18 protein-coding genes and 1 rRNA gene are annotated in these 23163 nt (G+C 61.8%); 2 read left to right on the forward strand and 17 right to left on the reverse strand.

Going from position 1 to position 23163, the window contains the following annotated elements:
- Positions 1-6: 6 nt before the first annotated feature.
- From KHO33_RS20595 to coq7, 14 genes are all read right to left on the reverse strand, one after another.
- Positions 7-759, reverse strand: coding sequence for a cell division protein FtsQ/DivIB (locus KHO33_RS20595; RefSeq protein WP_054040781.1), 753 nt, complete (start codon positions 757-759; stop codon positions 7-9).
- A gap of 35 nt (positions 760-794) precedes the next feature.
- Complete coding sequence (locus KHO33_RS20600; protein WP_054040783.1) at positions 795-1736, reverse strand: D-alanine--D-alanine ligase; 942 nt, start codon at positions 1734-1736, stop codon at positions 795-797.
- Positions 1737-1741: 5 nt separating this feature from the next.
- Positions 1742-3145 carry a UDP-N-acetylmuramate--L-alanine ligase gene (gene murC / locus KHO33_RS20605; RefSeq protein ID WP_200567355.1) on the reverse strand — a complete coding sequence of 468 codons (1404 nt, stop codon included), beginning with the start codon at positions 3143-3145 and terminating at the stop codon, positions 1742-1744.
- Positions 3142-4260: an undecaprenyldiphospho-muramoylpentapeptide beta-N-acetylglucosaminyltransferase gene (murG, locus tag KHO33_RS20610; protein WP_054040787.1), complete on the reverse strand. Its 1119-nt coding sequence runs from the start codon at positions 4258-4260 to the stop codon at positions 3142-3144. Before murG ends, murC begins: the two co-directional genes overlap by 4 nt.
- Positions 4257-5537 carry a putative lipid II flippase FtsW gene (gene ftsW, locus KHO33_RS20615; RefSeq protein ID WP_054040789.1) on the reverse strand — a complete coding sequence of 427 codons (1281 nt, stop codon included), beginning with the start codon at positions 5535-5537 and terminating at the stop codon, positions 4257-4259. The genes murG and ftsW overlap by 4 nt, the downstream gene beginning before the upstream one ends.
- Positions 5534-7048 carry a UDP-N-acetylmuramoyl-L-alanine--D-glutamate ligase gene (murD, locus tag KHO33_RS20620; protein WP_054040790.1) on the reverse strand — a complete coding sequence of 505 codons (1515 nt, stop codon included), beginning with the start codon at positions 7046-7048 and terminating at the stop codon, positions 5534-5536. The genes ftsW and murD overlap by 4 nt, the downstream gene beginning before the upstream one ends.
- A 23-nt stretch (positions 7049-7071) precedes the next feature.
- Positions 7072-8241, reverse strand: coding sequence for a phospho-N-acetylmuramoyl-pentapeptide-transferase (gene mraY, locus KHO33_RS20625; RefSeq protein ID WP_093645262.1), 1170 nt, complete (start codon positions 8239-8241; stop codon positions 7072-7074).
- Positions 8242-8258: 17 nt separating this feature from the next.
- Positions 8259-9671 (reverse strand): UDP-N-acetylmuramoyl-tripeptide--D-alanyl-D-alanine ligase, encoded by a 1413-nt coding sequence (locus KHO33_RS20630; protein WP_200567354.1) that lies wholly within the window; start codon positions 9669-9671, stop codon positions 8259-8261.
- Positions 9668-11215 (reverse strand): UDP-N-acetylmuramoyl-L-alanyl-D-glutamate--2,6-diaminopimelate ligase, encoded by a 1548-nt coding sequence (locus KHO33_RS20635; protein WP_200567353.1) that lies wholly within the window; start codon positions 11213-11215, stop codon positions 9668-9670. Before KHO33_RS20635 ends, KHO33_RS20630 begins: the two co-directional genes overlap by 4 nt.
- A complete protein-coding gene (locus tag KHO33_RS20640) occupies positions 11212-13077 on the reverse strand; it encodes a peptidoglycan D,D-transpeptidase FtsI family protein (RefSeq protein ID WP_054040793.1) in 1866 nt (621 codons plus the stop codon). The genes KHO33_RS20635 and KHO33_RS20640 overlap by 4 nt, the downstream gene beginning before the upstream one ends.
- Positions 13074-13424, reverse strand: a complete 351-nt coding sequence (gene ftsL, locus KHO33_RS20645; protein WP_200567352.1) for a cell division protein FtsL — start codon at positions 13422-13424, stop codon at positions 13074-13076. The genes KHO33_RS20640 and ftsL overlap by 4 nt, the downstream gene beginning before the upstream one ends.
- Positions 13421-14374 carry a 16S rRNA (cytosine(1402)-N(4))-methyltransferase RsmH gene (gene rsmH, locus KHO33_RS20650; protein ID WP_200567351.1) on the reverse strand — a complete coding sequence of 318 codons (954 nt, stop codon included), beginning with the start codon at positions 14372-14374 and terminating at the stop codon, positions 13421-13423. The genes ftsL and rsmH overlap by 4 nt, the downstream gene beginning before the upstream one ends.
- Positions 14375-14389: 15 nt before the next feature.
- Positions 14390-14818 (reverse strand): division/cell wall cluster transcriptional repressor MraZ, encoded by a 429-nt coding sequence (gene mraZ / locus KHO33_RS20655; RefSeq protein WP_025647927.1) that lies wholly within the window; start codon positions 14816-14818, stop codon positions 14390-14392.
- A 411-nt stretch (positions 14819-15229) separates the two neighbouring features.
- Positions 15230-15862 (reverse strand): 2-polyprenyl-3-methyl-6-methoxy-1,4-benzoquinone monooxygenase, encoded by a 633-nt coding sequence (gene coq7, locus KHO33_RS20660; protein ID WP_054040797.1) that lies wholly within the window; start codon positions 15860-15862, stop codon positions 15230-15232.
- 302 nt (positions 15863-16164) lie between these two features.
- On the opposite strand from coq7, the gene KHO33_RS20665 reads away from it, so the two are divergent.
- Positions 16165-17334, forward strand: a complete 1170-nt coding sequence (locus tag KHO33_RS20665; protein ID WP_054040799.1) for a porin — start codon at positions 16165-16167, stop codon at positions 17332-17334.
- Positions 17335-17563: 229 nt separating this feature from the next.
- On the opposite strand, the gene KHO33_RS20670 is transcribed toward KHO33_RS20665, so the two are convergent.
- Both KHO33_RS20670 and KHO33_RS20675 read right to left on the reverse strand, forming a co-directional pair.
- Positions 17564-19237 carry a long-chain fatty acid--CoA ligase gene (locus KHO33_RS20670; RefSeq protein ID WP_200567350.1) on the reverse strand — a complete coding sequence of 558 codons (1674 nt, stop codon included), beginning with the start codon at positions 19235-19237 and terminating at the stop codon, positions 17564-17566.
- Between the two features lie 146 nt (positions 19238-19383).
- Positions 19384-21462, reverse strand: coding sequence for a molybdopterin-containing oxidoreductase family protein (locus KHO33_RS20675; RefSeq protein ID WP_200567349.1), 2079 nt, complete (start codon positions 21460-21462; stop codon positions 19384-19386).
- Positions 21463-21640: 178 nt separating this feature from the next.
- On the opposite strand from KHO33_RS20675, the gene KHO33_RS20680 reads away from it, so the two are divergent.
- Positions 21641-22837 carry a M20 aminoacylase family protein gene (locus tag KHO33_RS20680; RefSeq protein WP_200567348.1) on the forward strand — a complete coding sequence of 399 codons (1197 nt, stop codon included), beginning with the start codon at positions 21641-21643 and terminating at the stop codon, positions 22835-22837.
- A 225-nt stretch (positions 22838-23062) separates the two neighbouring features.
- Here the strand turns inward: KHO33_RS20680 and rrf are convergent.
- A 5S ribosomal RNA gene (gene rrf / locus KHO33_RS20685) occupies positions 23063-23163 on the reverse strand; the annotation flags it as partial.

Here is a 23163-nt window from a genome sequence, read left to right on the forward strand (position 1 = left end):
GTCCGTTTACTTCTTGCCCTTGTCGGGTTCGCTGATAAAGCGCATGCCAGCGGCACGAATCGCGAAACCGTTCGGATAGCGCAAGTCCGCATACTCGATATCCTTTCCCCAACGTTGCGTCACCGCGTTCCACGCCGCGGTCAGGCGCTTGCTCCGATCGAGCAATGTGTCCTGATTGCGTTCGCGCCCAAGTTCCACCTGCATGCCGTTCGACAGCTTCACCGTCCACGCGTAACGCGGCGACAGCGTGACTTCTTCGGGCGTCGCGCCCAAGGGCGCAAACCACTTCTTGAAATCGCTATAACGCGCGACGACTTCTTTGGCCGTTCCGTCCGGACCGTCGAACGCGGGCAACTCCTCTTCGAGCTCGCCCTGGTTCGCGGTGAACAGTTCGCCGTCCACGCTCACCAGTTGATCGCTGCCCCACGTTCCAAGCGGTTTGTACTCTTCAAGCGTGACAGCCAATGCATTCGGCCAAACCCGCCGCACACTCGCGTGACGCACCCATGGCATCTGCTCGAACGCCTGGCGTGCGACGTCGAGATCCACCGTAAAAAAGTTGCCCTTCAGGCGCCCTACTACACCCGCGCGCACCGTCGGCGAATTGATGTGCTCGGTGTCGCCGTCGATCTGGATTTCGCGCAACGCGAAATTCGGACGCTGGATGAGCCAGTAACCGCCTGCCGCCAGCAGCACGAGCACCAGCAACGCATGCAATGCGTTGGCGGCGAGATTGAGCTGGCGAACGTTGTTCCACATGGAGTTGCTTTCGGGTTGCCCCGCTTAGTCCTTTGTTAATCCTTGAGCGTCAGCGCCAACACGCCGACCACCAGTTCCTGATAGCTGATACCCACCGCACGCGCCGCTTTCGGCGGCAGCGAGTGATCGGTCATTCCAGGCGCCGTGTTCACTTCCAGGAAGTACGGATTGCCGTCTGCGTCGAGCATGAAATCGGCGCGACCCCAATCGGTGCAGCCAAGTACGTCGAACGCACGGCGCGCCAGCACTTTCAGGCGTGACTCTTCGTCAGCCGCCAGACCGCACGGAATCAGATACTGCGTGTCGTTCGCGATGTACTTCGCGTGGTAGTCGTAAAACTCGCCGGCCGGAATGATGCGGATCACCGGCAGATCCAGATCGCCGGCGATGCAAGCCGTAAATTCGCCGCCGCCCTCGATGCTCTTTTCCACCACGACGATCTTGTCGTACTTGACCGCTTCGAGCAGCGCTGCCGGCAAAGCGTCGGCGCTTTTCACCTTGATCACGGCGACGCTCGAGCCTTCGCTGGCCGGCTTCACGAACAGCGGCAAGCCGAGCTTTGCGACGATGTCTTTTGCGCGTGCTTCGTAGTCGTCGCCGCGCAGCACAGCCTCGAACGGCGGCGTCGGAATGCCGAGTTGCTGCCACACGAGCTTGGTGCGGAACTTGTCCAGACCGAGCGCAGAGCCGAGCACGCCGCTACCCGTGTAGCGAATGCCGTAGAAATCGAGCGCGCCCTGTATCTGGCCGTTCTCGCCATAACCGCCGTGCAGCGCGTTGAACGCGCGCACGAAGCCTTCGTCCTTCAATGCGGCGAGCGGACGCTCGGCCGGATCGAACGGATGGGCGTCGATACCGGCGTCGCGCAGACCTTGCAGCACGAGGCGGCCGGAATTAAGCGACACCTCGCGCTCGGCGGAATCTCCACCGAGCAGCACTGCTACTTTGCCGAACTGTTTAGGGTCGATGCTGCTCATTTCACTCACACCTTCGTTTCTTGCGCGAGGCGTCCCGGCACACCGCCGATCGAACCCGCGCCCATCGTGATCACCACATCGCCGTCGCGCACCACTGCTGAGAGCGCGTCCGGCACTTCATCCACCGTATCGACAAACACCGGCTCGACCTTGCCCGCCACGCGCAGTGCGCGCGCGAGAGCGCGGCCATCCGCGGCGACGATCGGCGCTTCGCCGGCCGAATACACTTCGGTCAGCACAAGCGCGTCGACGGTCGACAACACCTTTACAAAATCTTCGAAGCAATCGCGCGTACGCGTAAAGCGGTGCGGCTGGAAGGCCAGCACCAGACGCCGCCCCGGAAACGCGCCACGCGCCGCCGCCACCGTTGCCGCCATTTCAACCGGGTGATGGCCGTAATCGTCGACCAGCGTGTATGTGCCGGCCGTTTTACCTTCCGACACGACCGGCACTTCGCCGTAGCGCTGGAAGCGTCGGCCCACGCCGTTGAAATCCGCCAGCGCTCGCTGGATATCGGCATCTTTCACTTCAAGTTCAGTCGCAATTGCAATTGCGGCCAAAGCGTTCTGCACGTTGTGCTCGCCCGGCAGGTTCAAAACGATGTCGATCGGCGCCGCGTCTTCACGCAGTGCCGTGAAATGCATCTTGCCGCCGCGCGCTTCTACATTGACCGCGCGCACTTGCGCGTCCGGCGCAAAACCGTAGCGAATGATCGGCTTCGACACGAACGGCAGGATCTCCTTCACGTTCGGATCGTCGACGCACAGCACCGCTATCCCATAGAACGGCAGACGGTGCGTGAATTCAATGAACGCCTGCTTGAGCCGCGCGAAGTCGTGCCCGTAGGTGTCCATGTGATCAGCGTCGATGTTCGTGATGACTTCGATCACCGGGAACAGATTCAGGAACGACGCATCCGACTCATCCGCTTCGGCGACGATGAAATCACCCGTACCCAGACGCGCATTCGCGCCCGCACTGATCAGACGACCACCGATCACGAACGTCGGATCAAGCCCGCCCGCCGCCAGCACGCTCGCCACCAGCGAGGTGGTCGTAGTCTTGCCGTGCGTGCCGGCAATCGCAATGCCCTGCTTCAGGCGCATCAGTTCCGCGAGCATCACGGCGCGCGGCACGATCGGAATGCGGCGATGACGCGCGGCCAGCACTTCCGGGTTGTCGCTGCGCACTGCTGTGGAAACAACCACGGCGTTCGCACCTTCGATGTTCTCCGCCGCGTGACCGATCGCGATGCGCGCGCCGAGTGCGGCGAGGCGATCGGTGATCGCGTTGCTCGACAGATCCGAGCCGCTCACCTGATAGCCGAGGTTGACCAGCACCTCCGCGATGCCGCTCATGCCGACACCGCCGATGCCGACAAAGTGAATATGTTTGACGATGTGTTTCATTGCTTTCCTTCTGGGCTCGCGCCCGAAATCGAACCCGCCACAGTCGCGCAAATCTGCGCGACCTGTTCCGTGGCGTCGGGTTTCGCGAGCGAGCGCGAACGCTCTGCCATCTCTGCGAGGGTCTCTCGCGTCTGGCTGCGCAACCAGTCGGCGAGCATTTCCGCCGACAGATCGCGTTGCTGCACGACCAGCGCCGCGCCGTTGTCGGCGAGGAACGCTGCATTAGTGGTTTGGTGATCGTCTACTGCAAACGGGAACGGCACGAAGAATGCCGCCACGCCTACTGCTGATATCTCCGACACCGTCATCGCGCCCGAACGGCAGATCACCAGATCCGCGTTCGCGTACGCGCTCGTCATGTCGTCGATGAAAGGCACGAGTTCGACATCGGCGCCGGCCTGCAGGCCCGCTGCCGCATAATTCTCACGCAGTGCTTCAATATGCTTCGCGCCCGCCTGATGCACGATGCGCGGACGTTCATTCGGCGCCAGCAGCGCAACCGCGCGCGGCACCACTTCGTTCAATGCCGCCGCGCCCAGACTGCCGCCCACCACCAGCACATTCAATGGACCGCTGCGCGCTGCGTAGCGTGCTTTGGGTGCAATTGCGCCCGCAAGTTCCGCACGAATCGGGTTGCCGGTCCATTCGCCGTGCGGCAACGCATTCGGAAATGCAACCAGCACGCGTTTCGCGACTTTCGCGAGCACCTTGTTGGCGAGACCCGCAATCGAATTCTGTTCGTGCAGCACCAGCGGACGGCCGCTCAAAGCGGTCATCAAACCCGCCGGGAACGTGATGTAGCCGCCCATGCCGAGCACAACGTCCGGCTTCACGCGACGCAGCACGCTCAAACTCTGCGAGCAGGCGCGCAGCAGATTCAGCGGCAACATCAGCTTGGTCTTCAGGCCCTTGCCGCGCAGTCCGCCGAAGCGCACGTATTCCATCGGGATGCCGTGCTTCGGCACCAGCGTGGCTTCCATGCCCGCGGGATTGCCGAGCCATACGACCTTCCAGCCCCACGCCTGCATCAGGTGCGCGACCGCGAGCCCCGGGAACACGTGTCCCCCGGTGCCACCGGCCATCACCATCAGCGTGCGTTGCGGGAGAGCGGTCATACTTTGCCCCCACGCATCAGCACCCGGTTCTCATAATCCACACGCATCAACACGGCCACCGCCACGCAGTTCAGCACGATGCCCGAACCGCCGTAGCTCACGAGCGGCAACGTGAGACCTTTAGTCGGCAGCAGGCCGAGGTTCACGCCCATATTGATAAAGGTCTGCGCGCCGAACCAGATGCCGATGCCCTTCGCGACCAGCCCGGCAAACGTCCGATCAAGTGCGAGTGCCTGACGACCGATCTCGAATGAGCGGCGCACGATCCAGTAGAACATCAGGATCACGACGAGCACACCGACAAAACCTAGCTCCTCGCCGATCACCGCGAGAATGAAGTCGGTATGCGCTTCCGGCAGATAGTTGAGCTTCTCGACACTGCCGCCCAAACCCACACCAAACCATTCGCCGCGCCCGAAAGCGATCAGCGAGTGCGTCAATTGATAAGCCTTGCCTTGCGCGTAACGGTCGTCCCACGGATCGAGATAAGCGAAGATCCGCTCGCGACGCCATGGCGACGCCCACACGAGCAAGCTGAACGTGCCGACCGCAGTCGCCACCAGACCGCCGAACAGCTTGCCGTTCACGCCCCCGAGGAACAGCACGCCCATCGCGATCGCGGCGATCACCATGAATGCGCCCATGTCCGGTTCGAGCAGCAGCAATGCGCCGACGAGACCCACTGCAACCGCCATCGGCAGAAAGCCTTTGGCGAAGCTGTGCATGTATTCCTGTTTGCGTACCGTGTAGTTCGCCGCGTAAATCGTCACGGCGAGCTTCATGATTTCCGACGGCTGCATGTTCGTGATGCCGAGCGGAATCCAGCGACGCGCGCCGTTCACGCCCTTACCGACGTGCGGGATCAGCACGATCACCAGCGCGGCCAGCGAAATCAGGAACAGCTTCGGCGCGTACTTATCCCACGTCGAGATCGGAATGCGGAACGACACGACACCGATCACCGAGCCCATCACCACGAAAATGATCTGGCGCACGAGGAAGGCGTAGTCGCGGTACGACGCGTACTTCGGCGAATCGGGCATTGCGATCGACGCCGAATACACCATCACGACGCCGAGCCCCAGCAACGCGACGACCACCCACAGCAGCGAGTGATCGTAGTCGAGCATCCGCGAGCGCAGCGGACGCACGCCGTTCACGGCACTCGCGAGACCACTGCCGCCCGAGCGGCCTGAGGCGCGGCCCGTGCTACCCGTATCGCCATTGCCGGCGCGCGAGCCGGCCAGGCGCGAACCGAAGCGTTCCGACCAGCTCATATCATCGTCCCCCGTTCTGCCGCGATGTCTTCCACCGTGCTGCGGAACACCTGCGCGCGGTGGGCGTAACCCTTGAACATGTCAAAGCTCGCGCAAGCCGGCGACAGCAACACGGCGTCGCCGGGTTGCGCCAATGCGGTCGCGGCCCGCGTCGCTTCTTCGAGCGTCGCGTGGTCGGTCATCGCGATGCCGGTGTCTTCCAGCGCCGCGCGAATCTGCGGTGCGTCGCGACCGATCAGCATCACGGCGCGGCACCAGCGCATCACCGGTTCGGCGAGCGGCTCGAAATCCTGGCCCTTGCCGTCACCGCCGGCAATCAGGACTGCGCGCTGTGCGAGGCCGTCGAGCGCGGCAACCGTCGCGCCGACATTGGTGCCCTTGCTATCGTCGACATAATCGACGCCTTCGATCGACGCGATCAATTCCACCCGATGCGGCTCGCCACGGTATTCGCGCAGGCCGTGCAGAAGCGGCGCGCCAGGTAGACCGATCGCGCGCGCCAAGGCATACGCGGCCAATGCGTTGGCGGCATTGTGCAGGCCGCGGATACGCAATGCGTCCGCCGGCATCAGCCGTTTGAGCGCGATGTTCTTCGGTGCCGCCACTTCGTTCTTGCGACGGCGCGTCGGCGCGGGTTCGTCGCTGACGTCGCGATCGTGCGCTTCGACCAGCCAGATCATGCCGTTGTCGCGCAGCAGACCATAGTCGCCGTCGTTCTTCGGCTCGGTCACGCCGAACGTGACCATCGCGGCATCGCTATCGGCCGAAGGTGCGAGCGCCATCACGCGGGCGTCGTCGCGATTCAGCACGCGCACGGTTTGTGTACCGAAGATGCGGCCCTTCGCGGCAGCGTATGCGTCGAGCCCACCATGCCAATCCAGGTGATCCTGCGTGATGTTCAGAACGACCGCTGCATCGGGCGTAAACGTATGCGCTGTTTCCAGCTGGAAGCTCGACAGCTCCAACACCCACACGTCGGGCAACGCGGTGTTGTCGATCGCTTCGCTGAGCTTGTCGAGCGCGGCCGGGCTGATGTTGCCCGCCACTGCGACCTTCTTGCCGGCGCGTTCGCACAGCAGGCCGGTAAGGCTCGTCGTCGTGGTCTTGCCGTTGGTGCCGGTGATCGCAATCACCTTCGGCACGTAACCGCTTTCGCCAAGCGTCTTCAAGGCTTGCGCGAAGAATTCGAGTTCGCCCCAGACAGGGATGTCCCGCTCACGCGCCGCGGTGATGAGCGGCAGCAAGTCAGCGGCGAGCGGCGACAAGCCCGGACTGATCGCCACGAGCTCAACACCTTCGAGCAAGGAGAGCGAGAACGGGCCGCCGACGAACTCGGCATCGACGCTGTGCGCTTCCAACGCGGACAGGTTCGGCGGCACCTCGCGCGTATCGGCCACACGCAGCCGACAGCCGTGCCGCGCGCACCAGCGCGCCATCGCGAGACCGGATTCACCGAGTCCCAGCACGAGCACCATCGGCTTTTGCCGATCCCGAAACTTCTCGCCAAACATCGCCTGCTTCCCCTAAATACGACTTAACGCAACTTGAGCGTGGACAAACCGAACAGACACAACATCAGGGTGATGATCCAGAAGCGCACGACCACCTGCGTTTCCTTCCAACCCGACAATTCAAAATGGTGATGCAGCGGCGCCATCTTGAAGAGACGCCGGCCTTCGCCGTAGCGGCGCTTGGTAAATTTGAACCACGTCACCTGCAACATCACGGAGAGCGTCTCCGCGACGAAAATGCCGCCCATGATGAAGAGCACGATTTCCTGACGCACGATCACGGCGACCGTACCAAGTGCGCCGCCGAGCGCGAGCGCCCCGACGTCGCCCATGAACATCTGCGCCGGGTGCGTGTTGAACCAGAGGAACGCGAGCCCTGCCCCGCCCATCGCCGAACAGAAGATCAGCAACTCGCCGGCACCGGCGATATGTGGAAACAGCAGGTACTTCGAATAGACCGAACTGCCCATCACATAAGCGAACACGCCGAGCGATGCGCCGACCAGCACGACCGGCATGATCACGAGGCCGTCGAGACCATCGGTGAGATTGACCGCGTTACTCGCGCCGACGATCACCAGATACGTCAGTACGATGAAGCCCCACACGCCGAGCGGATAGCTGATCGATTTGACGAACGGCAGCATCAGGTCGGCGCGCGCCGGCAAGCCCATCGACAAACCGCTGCGCACCCACGCCATGAACAGGTCGAACACGCGCACGTTGCTCGCTTCGGACACGCTGAACGCGAGATACACCGCCGCGAACAGGCCGATCACCGACTGCCAGAAATACTTTTCGCGCGACGACATGCCGCGCGGGTCCTTGTAGACCACCTTGCGGTAATCGTCGACCCAGCCGATCACGCCGAAACCGAACGTGACGAGAATCACGATCCAGATGAAACGGTTGGTCAGATCGGCCCACAGCAACGTCGCCACGGCGATGCCGAGCAGAATCAACACGCCGCCCATCGTCGGCGTACCGGATTTGACGAGGTGCGTTTGCGGACCGTCTTTACGAACGGCCTGACCGACCTTCATCGCGGTCAGCTTGCGGATCACCGCCGGGCCACAGACGAGCCCGATCAGCAGCGCGGTGATGGTGGCCATCACCGCACGGAAAGTCAGATAACTGAACACGCGCAAGAAGCTTGCGTCATTCTGCAGCCATTGCGCCAGCGCCAGTAGCATGCTTCGGTCCTTCTATTTCAATGTGCCGCGGGCGTATTGCCCGCTGCGTTGGGTTGTGGACTCGTTACGGCGTCCACCACGCGTTCCATTTGCATGAACCGCGAGCCTTTCACGAGAAGCGTTGCAGCCGCGCCAAAACCCGCCTGCTGCAATTGCGCGACCAGCGTGCCGACATCGGCGACGTGATGCGCGTCCGCGCCATACGCAGTGCAGGCGTCACGCGAGGCGTCGCCCATGGCGTACAGCACGTCGATACCGCGTTCTTTGGCGTAGGCACCGATTTCACGGTGAAACGCCGGGCCGTTGTCGCCGACTTCGCCCATGTCGCCCATCACCAGCACACGCGGCGATTCGCGCGACGCGAGCACGTCGATCGCCGCACGCATCGAATCGGGGTTTGCGTTGTAGGTGTCATCGATCACAGTTGCGCCGGCGAGTGTGCCGAGCGCGGCGCGCTTCACCTGCAGACGGCCCTTCACGGCGCCGAACGATTCGAGGCCGCGCTTGATCGCGTCGAGCGACACGCCTGCAGCGAGCGCAGCCGAAGTCGCGGCCAACGCGTTGTGCGCGTTGTGATCGCCCAGCACTTGCAGCGTGACGTCGACGTGGCCTTCCGGTGTGTGGATGCTTAGAACATTGCCGGTGAACGTGCCGGTTACGGCGGCTTCGGTCACGCGATCGGCGGTGTTCAAGGCGAAGTCGATGATGCGATTGCCGGTTGCGGCGACGCGCCAGATGCTCGCGTAGGCATCATCGGCCGGGAACACGGCGACGCCTTCCGGCGAGAGCGCGTGAATCACGCTGGCGTGTTCGAGCGCGACGGCTTCGACCGTCGCCATGAATTCCTGGTGCTCGCGCTGTGCGTTGTTCACCACCGAGACCGTCGGCTCGGCGATCTTCGCGAGCAGCGAGGTCTCGCCCGGATGGTTCATGCCGAGTTCGACCACCGCCAGTTGATGCCCCGGGTGCAGACGGAACAGCGTGAGCGGCAAGCCGATATCGTTGTTGAAGTTGCCAGCCGTTGCGAGGCGTGCGTCCACGCCGACCGCAGCGGCGAATATCGACGCGATCATTTCCTTGACCGTCGTCTTGCCGTTGCTGCCCGTCACAGCAACGAGCGGCATGCTGAATTTGCGCCGCCAGCCGCGTGCAAGCGCGCCGAGCGCGACACGCGTATCGGCTACGCGCAATGCGGGCACGCGCCAGTCTTGCGGCGTGCGCGTCACCAGTGCCGCAGTGACGTTGCGCGATGCGACTTCCGGCAGGAAATCATGCGCGTCGAAACGCTCACCCTTGATCGCGACGAAAAGATCGCCCGGACCGACACTGCGGCTGTCGGTCGAAACGCGTTCGAACGTGACGCTGTCATCACCGAGCACGGTGGCGCCGGGAATCAGCGCGGCGGCTTCACGCAGCGAGAACATGGTCATTCACCACCTCCGCGTGCGTGCGTCGCCCGTGCGGCAAGCGCAAGGCGGGCGTGGTCCTGATCGGAGAAAGCGCGCTTCTTACCCATGATTTCCTGTGTTGCTTCATGCCCCTTGCCGGCCAGCACGATGACGTCTTCGCGCGCGGCGCCGCGGATCGCTTGCAGAATCGCACTCGCGCGGTCCTCGATACGGCGCGCCTTCGACGCGTCTTTCATGCCCGCGGCGATCTGCTCGATGATCGACTGCGGATCTTCGCTGCGCGGGTTGTCGCTGGTTACAACCACGCCGTCGGCGAGCTTCTCGGCGATCGCGCCCATCAACGGACGCTTAGTCGCGTCGCGGTCGCCACCACAGCCGAACATGCAGATCAGTTCGCCACCGCGTGCGGCCGCCATCGGGCGCAGTGCTTCCAGGGTCTTTTCCAGCGCGTCCGGGGTGTGCGCGTAATCGATCACGACGAGCGGCTCGTCGTTCTGCAAGCGGCCGCCGAGACGTTGCATGCGGCCATTTACCGGTTCGAGCTTCGCCAGTTCGGCAAGCGCTGCGTCGAACGGCACGTCGGCTGCAAGCAATGCACCGAGTACGCCGAGCAGATTGCTGACGTTGAAAGCGCCGAGTGTTTGCACTTCGACGTCGGCGCTGCCCCAGTCGGATGTGGTCAGATGAAACGCGGTGCCGGTGGCAGTTGCGCGCACATTCGAGGCGAGCAGCAACGCATCGGCTTGCGGCGCGTCTTTGAGCGTTTCGTCGAGACCGTAGGCGATCGTGCGAGCATGGCCCTTCGTGCTCGCGAGCAGACGGCGACCGGCAGCGTCGTCACGGTTGATCACCGCGGCACGCAATTCCGGCCATGCGAACAGGCGTGCCTTGGCAGTTTCGTAGGCTTCGAACGTACCGTGATAGTCGAGGTGGTCTTGCGTGAGATTCGTGAACACAGCGATGTCGAACGCTGTGCCATTCACGCGGCCCTGATGCAGCGCGTGCGACGACACTTCCATCGCCACCGCTTGAGCGCCGGCATCGCGCAATTGCGCGAGACTGCGTTGCAGTTGCGGCGCGTCGGGCGTTGTGAAACCGGTATGCACGAGTTGACCCGGCAGACCGGTGCCGAGCGTGCCGATGATCGCGCAACGCTTGCCGCGCGCGGTCATGGCCGCCGAGATCCATTGGCTGCAGGAGGTCTTGCCGTTCGTGCCGGTGATGCCGACCGTCAGCATGCCGTCGCTCGGATCGTTATACCAGGCGCTCGCAATCGAACCGGCGAGTTCGTCCAACGCCGGCACGGCCAGCGTGGTGGACGAGTCGATCGCACCGCTAAAATCTTCGGGCTGCACCAGCACGGCCGCCGCGCCACGCTCGATCGCGCCGTCGATGAACGGACGGTTGTCCGCGCCGTCGACCGCATAGGCGAAAAATGCGTCACCCGCCGCAAGCGAACGCGTGTCGGCGTGCAGATGCGCGCCTGGCTGCACGCGAGCGTGCAGCCAGTTGAGTGCGTCGGCAATTTGCCGGTGCGCTGGGTGCTTCTTACGCAGCGCGCTCATCGCACAACTCCGGGATGGCTTTTTGCGTTGGCGGCAATCGTCATTTTCTTCGCGCCGGCGCTAGTGGAAAGTTTCTTGACCGTTGCGGGCGAAGGCGGTGCGCTTGGCGCGGCAGGCGCCGAGTCGTCCGACACGACCATCTGTTTGACCGGCATATCCGGCGGCACATTCAGCGACCGCAGCGTGTCGCCGACAATCGACGAGAACACCGGACCGGACACCTGACCGCCGAAGTGGCTGCCCGCCGTCGGTTCGTCGACCGACACGGCGACGACGATGCGCGGATTCGGCATCGGCGCCATGCCGACGAACGAAGCGCGGTACTTGGAGTGGTCGTAGCCGTGAGCGCCGTGCTTGTACGCGGTACCGCTCTTGCCGCCGACGCGATAACCCGGCACGGCCGCATCCGGCGACGTGCCGCCAGGCGCCGTGACGGTTTCGAGCATCGCGCGCACTTCGCGAGCGGTGGTGGGCGCGAAAATTTGCGGCCCCGTGGCCGGCTGATCGCCAGGCGTGCGGAAAATCGACACCGGCATGATCTCGCCGTCATGCGCGATCGCAGTGTAAGCACGGCCCAACTGGAACAGCGACACCGACAAGCCGTAGCCGTACGACATGGTTGCCTGTTCGATGCGGCGCCAGCTCTTCCACGGACGCAGACGGCCCGCCGCCGCGCCCGGAAAGCCGACCTTCGGCGCCTGGCCGAGACCGATGCTGGTGTACATGTTCCACATCTCTTCGGGCTTGAGCTGCATGGCGATCTTTGTCGCGCCGATGTTGCTCGACTTCTGGATCACGCCGCCTACAGTCAGCACGCCGAACGCGCTGTCGTCGGTAATCGGCGCACCGTCGAGCACAAAGCGGCCCGGCCCCGTATCTACCAGTGTAGTCGGCGTCACGCGGTGCAGGTCGAGCGCGAGCGACACCGTGAACGGCTTCATGATCGAGCCCGGTTCGAAGGTGTCCGTGAGAATGCGGTTGCGCAACTGGTCGCCCGTGAGGTGTGAACGGTCGTTCGGGTTGTACGTCGGGTAGTTAACCAGTGCGAGCACTTCGCCGGTTCGCACGTCGATCACCATCGCCGCGCCGGCCTTCGCCTTGAATTTCTCGACGGCGGCTTTCAGGTTCGTATAGGCGATGTACTGGATCTTGCTGTCGATCGAAAGATCGACGTCCTGGCCGTTGTGCGGCACGACCTGCTCGTCCACGTCCTCGATGATGTGGCCCATGCGGTCTTTAATGACGCGGCGGCTGCCCGACATGCCGGCCAGCAACTTCTGGTCGCCGAGTTCGACGCCTTCCTGGCCTTCGTCTTCCACATTGGTGAAGCCGATCAGGTGAGCCGTGATCTCGCCTTCCGGATAGAAGCGCTTGTACTCGTCGCGCGCGTAAATGCCGGGGATGTCCAGCGTGGTGACTTTCTCGGCGACGTCGACCGGCACCTGCCGCTTCACATAAACGAAGTTCTTGTCCTCGGACAACTTGGCGCGCAACTCCTTGTTCGTCATGCCGAGCAGCTTGCCGAGCTGGTTCAGCTTGTCGGCGCCGAGGTCGTCCGGCACCGAATCGGGAATCGCCCAGATCGCGCGCACCGGCAGACTCGTGGCGAGCACGAGGCCGTTGCGGTCGAGAATCTTGCCGCGCGTGGCCGGCAGTTCGAGCCGGCGCTGATAACGGATTTCACCCTGCTTCAGATAGAAGGCGTTGCCCGGCCCCTGAATCCAGAAGGCGCGCGCGGTCAGCGCGACAAACGCCATGAACAGCATGAACACGACGAGTTTCGAGCGCCACATGGGCAGGCGCACCGACAGGATCGGGTTCGCCGAAAAAGCGACGCTTTTGCGAGTCGACGATTTTTTCATCGCACGCCTCCGCGACGGCTTGCAAGCGGCGCCGACGCCGGCCCGGAAGTCGGGATCGGTGCGTCCTCAGCCTTGGCGGCGCCTGAGTCGAGCGTCAGGTACTGGGTGCGCCCGGTCGTGACCGATTGCATCTTCAGGGAATCAGTGGCGATCTGCTCGATGCGCGACGTCTTCGACAACGCGCTCTGCTGATATTGAAGCTGTGAATAATCCTGCTGCAACTGGCGCTCCTGCGATTGCGCGCGTTGCAACTGGATAAAGATCTGACGCTGCTGATTGGTAGCGTTGACGACCGACAAAGCGCAGCCCATCACGATCATCAGCAGGAAGATATTGAGGCGGCTCATGGCGCGATCCGCTCCGCCACACGCATCACGGCAGAACGGGCGCGCGGGTTCGCGGCGACTTCAGCGTCGCTGGCGAACACGCGGCCAATGATTTTGAGCGGAGGGCTCGGCAGATCGACTGCACGAATCGGCAGACGGCGGTCTACCGCAGGCGTACTGGCGTGCGCCTGCATGAATCGTTTGACGATCCGGTCCTCGAGCGAATGAAAGCTGATGACCACCAGCCGCCCCCCTTGCTCCAACAGCGACAACGCTGCTTCTAAAACGACTTGCAGCTCCGCAAGCTCTTGATTGATGTGAATCCGTATAGCTTGAAAGGTGCGGGTTGCCGGATCCTTGCCCTTCTCACGGGTTTTGACGACGTTAGCCACGATTTGGGCAAGCTCGCCCGTGCTGACGAGAGGCCCAAGACGGTCGGACTCTGCCCGGCGAGCAACAAGCGCCTTTGCAATCTGAAAAGCAAACCGTTCTTCCCCATAATCTCGTATCACCTCCGTCAGTTCCTGCACCGTGGCCCGCGCCAGCCAGTCAGCCGCTGACTCGCCGCGCGTCGGGTCCATCCGCATGTCGAGCGGGCCGTCGGCGCGGAAACTGAAACCCCGCTCCGGATCGTCGACTTGCGGCGACGACACGCCCAGATCCAGCAAAACACCCGACACCCGCCCTACCCCGCGCTCCGCAATCGCGTCACGCAGTGAAGCAAAACTCTCGTGCACGATGCCAAAGCGCGAATCCGCAATCTGCTGAGCCGTGGTGATGGCGAGCGGGTCTTTGTCGAACGCAATCAGGCGCCCGGCTTCACCCAGCTTCTCCAGCACCAGGCGGCTATGACCGCCGCGCCCAAACGTACCGTCCACATAAACGCCGTCCGCGCGTGTGACCAGCGCATCAACCGCCTCTTCCAGCAGCACCGTGCGATGCTGCAATTCGTTTCTCATCGCAGGTGCCATATATGTAGTCCGCGATCAGAACGTGAAATTCTTTAACGCTTCGGGCATGCCCTCGGCGATCGCTGCCTGTTCCTTTGCTGCGTAAATTTGTGCGTCCCACAACTCGAAGTGGCGACCCATGCCGAGCAGGTTCACTTCCTTTTCCAGCGAGCCGGCCGCGCGCAATTCCGGCGACACGAGCACGCGGCCCGCGCCGTCCATATCGACGTCCATGGCGTTGCCGAGAAAAATGCGTTTCCACCAGGCTGCGTTCATAGGCAGCTTGTCGACCTTGTCGCGGAAGATCTCCCACTCCGGGCGCGGAAAGAGCAACAGGCAGCCGTCCGGGTGCTTGGTGATCGTCACCCGGCCCTCTGCCTGTGTTTGCAGCGCATCCCGATAGCGAGAGGGAATCGACATCCGCCCTTTCGCATCGAGCGTCAGCGCCGACGCCCCTTGGAACACTTCGCTCTCCCCTGAACGGCGTTTTTTGCGCCGGCTGACCGATTCGTGAAAATCTACCCGAAACCGCCTGTGAGATCACACAAAAATACACTTTCTCACACTGTCTCCCACTTTAGAGTAACGCTAAACAGGGGTCAAGGGAGATACACGCTTTTCGAGCGAATTTTGTTTGTTAGAACAAGGACTTAGCGCGACTCCTTCACGTCAGACATAAAACGGAAAACCGTTATAAATGAATGAGCTAGTGAAACTTGTGAAGGTGATACGTGAAAAGTGCGAGGGAAAGGCGCGGAATGTAAGAGATCGTGAAGCGGGATCGGGAGGTGTTTGCTGGCGTTCCGGGTATTTCGTGCGGACGACGCGCGAGGCGTCGTCCCACTCTCAGGCGGTGCGTGAGCAGAAGTCTCGAACTTATAGGTAATAGGCAGTGCGGGTCATGACTTTCGATACTGCGCGCATCAGTGCGCGTGCGGGGAATGGCAACTCGACGCCGCCTGCATCCATAGCGGATTTACCGTGCTCCGCTTCATCTACGCGCATCTGTTCGACGATCGCGCGCGACTCGCGGTCGGCTGCGGGCAACTGATCCAGATGGCTATCCAGATGCTGTTCGACCTGGCGCTCGGTTTCGGCCATGAAGCCTAGACTCACGCGATCACCCATGCGGCCCGCTGCGAGGCCGATTGCCAGCGCGCCTGTATACCAGAGCGGGTTCAACAGACTTGGTCGCGAATCAAGCGCTTCGAGGCGTTTGGCGGTCCACGCCAGATGATCCTCTTCTTCTATGGCAGCGTGATTAAACACAGCTCGCAACGACGGCGACCTGGTTGCGAGTTTCTGAGCCTGGTAAAGCGCTTGGGCGCACACCTCGCCGACGTGGTTCACACGCATCAAACCGGCCGCATGGGCGCGTTCCGCCGGGGAGAGCTCGGTGGGCTCCGCCGCCGATTCTTGCGGAACCGGCAATGGACGACTCATCCGCGACACGCCGGTCATTGAGCGTAAACCCCTATCAAACTCGCTAATCAACTCGTCCAGAAACATTCAGCACTCCCTGATTCGACAACCGCCCCGCCGCGTTGACAGGTCCCCGCGACAAGGCTTTGCGGGGTAAACCCGGCTACGCGAAGACCTTGAATTCAAACGATTCCGACGGCCAATTTCAGATTTTAGACCATGTTGCGTAAACGAAACAGGACCGGTCCTGGCCGTCTCCTTTTGCTTTGTGCCATGTAGGCCTTTTGTTACATTACGTGCAACTTCTCGCGAAGTTGGACAAGCAAGGCCTCAACGCTAGACAAATATTCGCCTTGTACAAAAGATTCGTAATCCTTGGAGATCATTCGATGAAAAAGTCGCTTCTCGCTCTCGCAGCACTGGGCGCATTCGCAGGCGTCGCACATGCTCAGAGCAGCGTGACCCTGTACGGCATTATTGATGAAGGCTTCAACATCAACACCAACTCGGGTGGCAAGCACCTGTACAACCTGTCCAGCGGCGTCATGCAAGGCTCGCGTTTCGGCCTGCGCGGCACGGAAGATCTGGGCGGCGGTCTGAAGGCAATCTTCGTGTTGGAAAACGGCTTTGACGTGAACAACGGCAAGCTGGGTCAAGGCGGCCTGATGTTCGGTCGTCAAGCTTACGTCGGCCTGTCGAGCCAATTCGGTACGGTCACGCTGGGTCGTCAATACGACTCCGTCGTCGACTACGTTGGTCCGCTGGAAGCCGGTGACCAGTGGGGCGGCTACATCGCTGCTCACCCGGGTGACATCGACAACTTCAACAACGCGTACCGCACCAACAACACGGTCAAGTACACGAGCGCAAACTACGGCGGCCTGACGTTCGGCGGCACGTACAGCTTCGGCGGTGTTGCTGGCAACGTTACGTCGAACCAGATCTGGTCGTTGGGCGCTGGCTACAACAACGGTCCGTTGGTCTTGGGCGTTGGCTATTTGAACGCGCGTACCCCGGCAGCTTCGGGCGGCCTGTTCAACAACGGCGGCACGACTACGGCAGCGAACGCAGCTGTGACGTCGCCGGTCTACGCAGGCTTCACGTCGGCTAACACCTACCAGGTGATCGGTGCAGGCGGCGCGTACACGTTCGGCGCAGCAACGATCGGTGCGACGTACTCGAACATCCGCTTCGGCAACCTGGGCGCTTCGTTCACGTCGCCGTTCAAGGGCCAATCGGCTACGTTCAACAACGCAGAACTCAACTTCAAGTATCAGTTGACCCCGGCGTTGCTGGTCGGCGCAGCGTATGACTACACGCGCGGCGCGGAAATCAACGGCGCATCGCGCGCTCAGTACCACCAAGGTTCGGTTGGCGTGGACTACTTCCTGTCCAAGCGTACCGACGTGTACGTGATTGGTGTGTACCAACACGCTCTGGGCGAAACGCTGAACGCAGCGGGTGCTACGGTCGACGCAACGGCAGGCATCAACGGCCTGTCGGGTTCGTCGAACCAGAATCAACTCGCAGCTCGCGTTGGTATCCGTCACAAGTTCTAATAAGTCGTAATAAAGCAGTTTGCCTCAAAGGCGCCTTCGGGCGCCTTTTTTTATGGCTGCGCGCCGCATCGCAGCGCCCGCTGTTTTTGCGTGAATACGACGACTCAAAGAGAAAGGCCCGGCAGACTTTCGTCTGCCGGGCCTTTCTCTTTCTTTCGTGCAAAGCCGTTACTTCGTGTCGGAGTTGACCGGGACGATACGCCTGACGGGCCTGATGCGCGTGACGCGCTTACGCCCGGCCGTCGCGCAACTCGCGACGCAGAATCTTGCCGACATTGCTCTTGGGCAGTTCCGTCCGGAATTCGACGATCTTCGGCCGTTTGTAGCCCGTCAATTGCTGTTTGCAATACGCAAAGATGTCCGCATCGGTAAGCGCCTGGTCCTTCTTCACGACAAACAGCTTTACCGCTTCGCCTGAATGCTGATCGGGCACGCCGACCGCGGCGACTTCGAACACGCCCGGCAGCTTGGCAACCACGTCTTCGATCTCGTTCGGATAGACGTTGAAGCCGGAGACCAGAATCATGTCTTTCTTCCGATCCACGATCTTGACGAAGCCATTTTCGTTCATCAAGCCGACATCTCCCGATTTAAAGAAGCCATCTGGTGTCATAACCTTGGCGGTTTCGTCCGGACGATTCCAGTACCCCGCCATCACCTGCGGTCCGCGGATGCAGATTTCTCCCGGCTGGCCGAGCGGTACCTCATTGCCTTCGTCGTCGCGAATCGAGATTTCCGTCGACGGCAGCGGCAAACCGATCGTGCCGCTATATTCCGTGACGGTGACCGGATTGCAGGTGACGCACGGGGAGGTCTCCGACAGACCGTAGCCCTCGATGATCGGCGTATGCGTGTGCTCGAACCAGCGCTTGGCGACCGCTTCCTGCACCGCCATACCACCGCCATTTGCGGCGATCAGCTTCGAAAAATCGAGTTTATGGAAGTCCGGGCTGTTCAACATCGCGTTGTACAGCGTGTTGACGGCGGGAATCGTCGTGATCGGATAGCCTTCCAGCGCCTTGATCATGCCGGGGATATCGCGTGGATTCGGAATCAGCACACCAAGGCCGCCGGTACGGATCGTCAACAGCCCGCAGACCGTCAGCGCAAAGACGTGATAAAGCGGCAACGCAACAACCGTGACGAACTGATCGATGTCCTTGCGGTTAGCACGCACCGGATCGAGCCAGATTTCCGACTGCAGCACGTTGGCGATCAGGTTCCGATGCAGGAGCGTCGCGCCCTTGGCCACGCCGGTCGTGCCGCCCGTGTACTGGAGAAACGCGACGTCGTCCGGACCTTGCTGGATCGGCTTGAAACTCTGGCGGCCGCCCTCGGCGATCGCTGTGTTGAATTTGACGTGACCCGGCAGGCTCCACGCCGGCACCATCTTCTTCACGCGCCGCACGACAAAGTTCACCAGCGTGCCCTTCACGCCCATCAGATCGCCCATTGCGGCGACGACGACGTGCTTGATCGACGTATTGCGCACGATCGCCTGCAGCGTGACAGCGAAGTTCTCGAGCAGGATGATCGCTTGCGCGCCGCTGTCCTTGAGCTGATGCTCGAGCTCACGCGGAGTGTAGAGCGGGTTCACATTCACCACCACGTAGCCCGCGCGCAAAATCGCCGCAATCGCGACTGGATATTGCAGCACGTTCGGCATCATGATCGCGATGCGCGCGCCGCGCGCAAGGCCCTTCGACTGAAACCACGCGGCCAGCTTGCGCGAGAGCTCGTCGAGTTCGCCGTAGCTGATCTCCTTACCCATGCAGACAAACGCCGGTTTGGCGCGGTGGTCGCGGAAGGCTTCTTCGAGCAGTTCGGCGACGGACGAATAGCGAGTCGGGTCAATCTCTGCGGGAACGCCGGGTGGATAAGATTTCAGCCAGATTTTGTCCATGCAGCGTCTCCTCCTTTATTTTCGAATGGTCGTGCTAAAAACGCATCGTAGCATGGGCATCCCTGTGCTATTCGTGAAAAGCGGCCAGGTTAGACTGCAACCTCGAACCCGTTGAGAGCTTCTGCCGCGAGATTTTTGAACGTGTTTTAGGCGCGTTCGACTTCGACGAGGCAGTCGTAGAACGTGGCCGATCCGCCCAGATCGGTGAGCGCCTGGCTGGTGACCTGATTGGCGTTACAGCCGTCGGGCGCGAGCTTCTTCCACCAGATCGACAGGCCGACCACGAGCCCTTTACGTGTCTTGTCGGTGACACGGGCGCGCGCCCGCATCGCGCCACGATCGTTGAATATGCGCACCTGGTCACCGTCGGCGATGTTTCGCTGCTGCGCGTCGGATGGGTGGATGTCCAGGTGCGGCTCGCCCTCTGTCGAGCGCAGGCTTTCGATGTTCACGAAGGTGCTGTTCAGGAAGTTACGGGCAGGCGGCGAGATCATCGCAAGCGGGTAACGGGCAGCGAGCTCGGGCGCACCGTCTTCGGATTCGTAAGGCGGCAGGTAGTCGGGCAACGGATCGAGCCCTTGCTGCGCGAGTCGCTCGCTGAAGAACTCGCACTTACCGGACGGCGTGCGAAAGCCGCCCTCGGCGAATGGTGCGTCAGGCAGGTTCAACGCGGCCCAGCCGGTTTTCTTTAGCGAGTCCCAGTTCACGCCTTCCAGCGTTTTGTCGTTCCAGTGAAATGCCGACTGCGCGATAGCGTCGTCGCTCTCGTAAAGCGCCGGTTCCTGCAGGCCCATGTGGCGCGCCAAGCCGCGGAAGATCTCCGTATTCGGGCGTGCATCGCCGACCGGCGCGATTGCCGGCAAGTTGACCATCACGTGCGTGTGTCCGTACGACTTGTGCACGTCGAGATGCTCCAACTGCGTCGTGGCAGGCAGAAGCAGATCGGCGTAGTCCGCGGTGTCGGTCTGAAAGTGCTCGAGGACGATCGTGAACAGATCTTCGCGTGCAAAACCTGCGGCAACCCGTTCCGAGTCCGGCGCGACCGCCACCGGATTCGAGTTATAGACGATGATCGCCTCGACTTTCGGGCCGAACATGGCATCGCCGGGATGCAGCAACGCGTCGCCGATCGCGTTCATATTGATGACGCGCGAAGTCCTGGCGGGCCAGCCCGGCATCAGGTCCGGGCGCTGCAACGCGTGCGAATCCACCGGCGCCCATCCGCCCGAAGACAGCAACACACCACCCGCCCGCTCGCGCCATGCGCCTGTCAGCGAAGGCAAGCAGGCGATTGCGCGCACCGCGTTACCGCCGCCACGCACCCGTTGCAGGCCATAGTTCATCCGGATCGCGGCCTTTTTTGTGCTGCCGTAAAGGCGCGCAAGATCGACGATCACCTGCTCGTCGACACCGCAGATTTGAGCTGCACGTGACGGCGGATAACTGAGTGCGCGATCCTTCAGTTCTGCAAAGCCCAAGGTGTGAGCCGCGATGTAGGCGTGATCGAGCAGATTTTCCGTGATCAACACGTTGATCATGCCGAGAGCCAAAGCGCCGTCAGTTCCCGGCTTCAGTGCAATGTGCTGGTGGCATTTTTCCGCCGTCAGCGACCGGTACGGATCGATCGCGATCAGCCTTGCACCGCGACGCTTCGCTTCCTGGGCGCGTGTCCAGAAGTGCAGGTTCGAAGCGATAGGGTTCGAACCCCAGATCAGGATGACCTCGCTTTCGCCGAAAAACTCGGTGAGCATGCCAATGCCCGCGCCGTAGGTGTATTTCAGCCCCGCCGCACCGGCGGCTGCACAAATCGTGCGGTCTAACTGCGATGCGCCGAGTTTGTGAAAGAACCGTTGCGCAATGCTGTCGCCTTGAACCAGGCCCATCGTGCCGGCGTAGCTGTAGGGCATGATGGCTTCGGGCGCACGGCTCGCGATCTCCGACAGACGTGCTGCGGCGAACTCAAGCGCCTCGTCCCAACTAACCGGCTCAAAACGGCCTTCGCCTTTGCAGCCGACGCGCTTCATCGGAGTCGTCAACCGATGCGGATGGTGCACCCGCTCGGCATAGCGGCTGACCTTGGTACACAGCGCGCCTTGCGTCGGCGGGTGATCGGGGTCGCCGACGACCTTGATCGCCCGCCCGCCTTCGACGGTTACGCGCATCGCGCAGGTATCAGGGCAATCGTGCGGACACACCGCGCGGGCGAATTCAGTCGGAGCATTCATCGGCGGTCCGTCCAGGAGAGCAGTAAGCGGCGGGGCAATCCCTAATTTTATTACTTCCGTGGCCCGTTGACCTGCATGGTGCCGCCAAAAACGCCTTCGGCGTAGAATCGGTTATCAACGTGCCCGGGCAATATGGCCCCGAGCGATTCCACGCAAAGCAAAGCACAAGCGCACCATCATGAAACTGATCCCAGAAATTCAGGCCGCTCACGGCGAAATTCAAACCCTTCGACGAACCATTCATGCCCACCCCGAGTTGCGTTACGAAGAAACAGCAACTGCGGATCTGGTTGCCAGGACACTTGAGTCCTGGGGTATCGAGACTCATCGAGGATTGGGCAAAACGGGCGTAGTCGGCGTACTGAAGCGTGGCAACGGATCGCGCTCGATCGGACTGCGCGCCGACATGGATGCATTGCCGATTCAGGAGCTAAACAGCTTCGACCATCGCTCGCAGAACGACGGCAAAATGCACGCGTGCGGCCATGACGGACATACCGCGATGCTGCTTGGCGCTGCGCGGCATCTGGTCAAATATGGCGAGTTTGACGGCACGATCGTATTCATCTTTCAACCGGCAGAAGAAGGCGGCGCCGGCGCGCAGGCAATGATCGACGATGGCCTGTTCACGAAATTTCCAGTCGATGCGGTCTTCGGCATTCACAACTGGCCGGGCATGCCGTCAGGCCACTTCGGTGTGACCGAAGGTCCGATCATGGCGTCCAGCAACGAATTTCGCATTGAAATCAAAGGCGTGGGCTCACACGCGGCGCTGCCGCACAACGGCCGCGACCCGGTGTTCACCGCGGTTCAGATTGCGAGCGGACTGCAGAGCATCATCACTCGAAACAAGAAACCGCTCGATACCGCCGTATTGTCGATCACCCAGATTCACGCCGGCGACGCCCTCAATGTCGTCCCGGACGATGCGTGGATCGCAGGGACCGTGCGGACGTTTACCACCGAAACGCTCGATCTGATCGAAACACGCATGCGCAAGATCGCCCAGAGCACGGCCGAGGCTTACGATTGCTCGGTCGATATCCACTTCCATCGAAACTACCCGCCGACCATCAACAGTAGCGAAGAGACTCGCTTCGCGACGTCGGTCATGAAGGAAGTTGTCGGTGCGGAAAATGTCGATGACTCAGTAGAACCGACAATGGGCGCCGAGGATTTTTCGTTCATGCTGCTGGCGAAGCCGGGCTGCTACGCATTTCTCGGTAACGGCGACGGTGGTCATCGGGAATCAGGACATGGTGCCGGGCCTTGCATGCTGCACAACGCGAGCTATGACTTCAACGACGAGCTATTGCCAATCGGCTCGACATATTGGGTTCGGCTGGCGCAGCGATTTCTGGCACAGGAGAAATAAGGCAGCTGAATGGATCTGGTCGACGGCTTGTGCTTCGGCCGTCGCTGCAGCTGCGCGTATGTCGACGCGCGGCGCTCTGACGTCGGACGTGCTTGTTGGAACTGACGCGGTACGCGGACGCGCTGCGGATCGGGAAGGAGTGAGCGGCGCTCCTGACCAAATTTTCAGGGCCGTAAACGCAGAAACCCCACCTTTTCGGGGTGGGGTTTCTGGTGTTGCTGGGGAGCCTGACGATTACCTACTTTCACACGGGAATCCGCACTATCATCGGCGTGGAGTCGTTTCACGGTCCTGTTCGGGATGGGAAGGGGTGGGACCGACTCGCT

Source organism: Paraburkholderia nemoris (genome assembly GCF_905221015.1).
Taxonomy (GTDB): Bacteria; Pseudomonadota; Gammaproteobacteria; order Burkholderiales; family Burkholderiaceae; genus Paraburkholderia; species Paraburkholderia nemoris.

Bases quoted from the DNA above. Each gene is read 5' to 3' on its own strand.
- KHO33_RS20630 (WP_200567354.1), bottom strand. From the start codon at position 9,671: ATGACCATGTTCTCGCTGCGTGAAGCCGCCGCGCTGATTCCCGGCGCC.
- rsmH (WP_200567351.1), bottom strand. From the start codon at position 14,374: ATGGCACCTGCGATGAGAAACGAATTGCAGCATCGCACGGTGCTGCTG.
- murC (WP_200567355.1), bottom strand. From the start codon at position 3,145: ATGAAACACATCGTCAAACATATTCACTTTGTCGGCATCGGCGGTGTC.
- KHO33_RS20665 (WP_054040799.1), top strand. From the start codon at position 16,165: ATGAAAAAGTCGCTTCTCGCTCTCGCAGCACTGGGCGCATTCGCAGGC.
- mraY (WP_093645262.1), bottom strand. From the start codon at position 8,241: ATGCTACTGGCGCTGGCGCAATGGCTGCAGAATGACGCAAGCTTCTTG.
- ftsW (WP_054040789.1), bottom strand. From the start codon at position 5,537: ATGAGCTGGTCGGAACGCTTCGGTTCGCGCCTGGCCGGCTCGCGCGCC.
- KHO33_RS20670 (WP_200567350.1), bottom strand. From the start codon at position 19,237: ATGGACAAAATCTGGCTGAAATCTTATCCACCCGGCGTTCCCGCAGAG.
- KHO33_RS20640 (WP_054040793.1), bottom strand. From the start codon at position 13,077: ATGAAAAAATCGTCGACTCGCAAAAGCGTCGCTTTTTCGGCGAACCCG.
- KHO33_RS20680 (WP_200567348.1), top strand. From the start codon at position 21,641: ATGAAACTGATCCCAGAAATTCAGGCCGCTCACGGCGAAATTCAAACC.
- murG (WP_054040787.1), bottom strand. From the start codon at position 4,260: ATGACCGCTCTCCCGCAACGCACGCTGATGGTGATGGCCGGTGGCACC.
- murD (WP_054040790.1), bottom strand. From the start codon at position 7,048: ATGTTTGGCGAGAAGTTTCGGGATCGGCAAAAGCCGATGGTGCTCGTG.
- coq7 (WP_054040797.1), bottom strand. From the start codon at position 15,862: ATGTTTCTGGACGAGTTGATTAGCGAGTTTGATAGGGGTTTACGCTCA.
- KHO33_RS20595 (WP_054040781.1), bottom strand. From the start codon at position 759: ATGTGGAACAACGTTCGCCAGCTCAATCTCGCCGCCAACGCATTGCAT.
- KHO33_RS20675 (WP_200567349.1), bottom strand. From the start codon at position 21,462: ATGAATGCTCCGACTGAATTCGCCCGCGCGGTGTGTCCGCACGATTGC.
- ftsL (WP_200567352.1), bottom strand. From the start codon at position 13,424: ATGAGCCGCCTCAATATCTTCCTGCTGATGATCGTGATGGGCTGCGCT.
- KHO33_RS20600 (WP_054040783.1), bottom strand. From the start codon at position 1,736: ATGAGCAGCATCGACCCTAAACAGTTCGGCAAAGTAGCAGTGCTGCTC.
- KHO33_RS20635 (WP_200567353.1), bottom strand. From the start codon at position 11,215: ATGAGCGCGCTGCGTAAGAAGCACCCAGCGCACCGGCAAATTGCCGAC.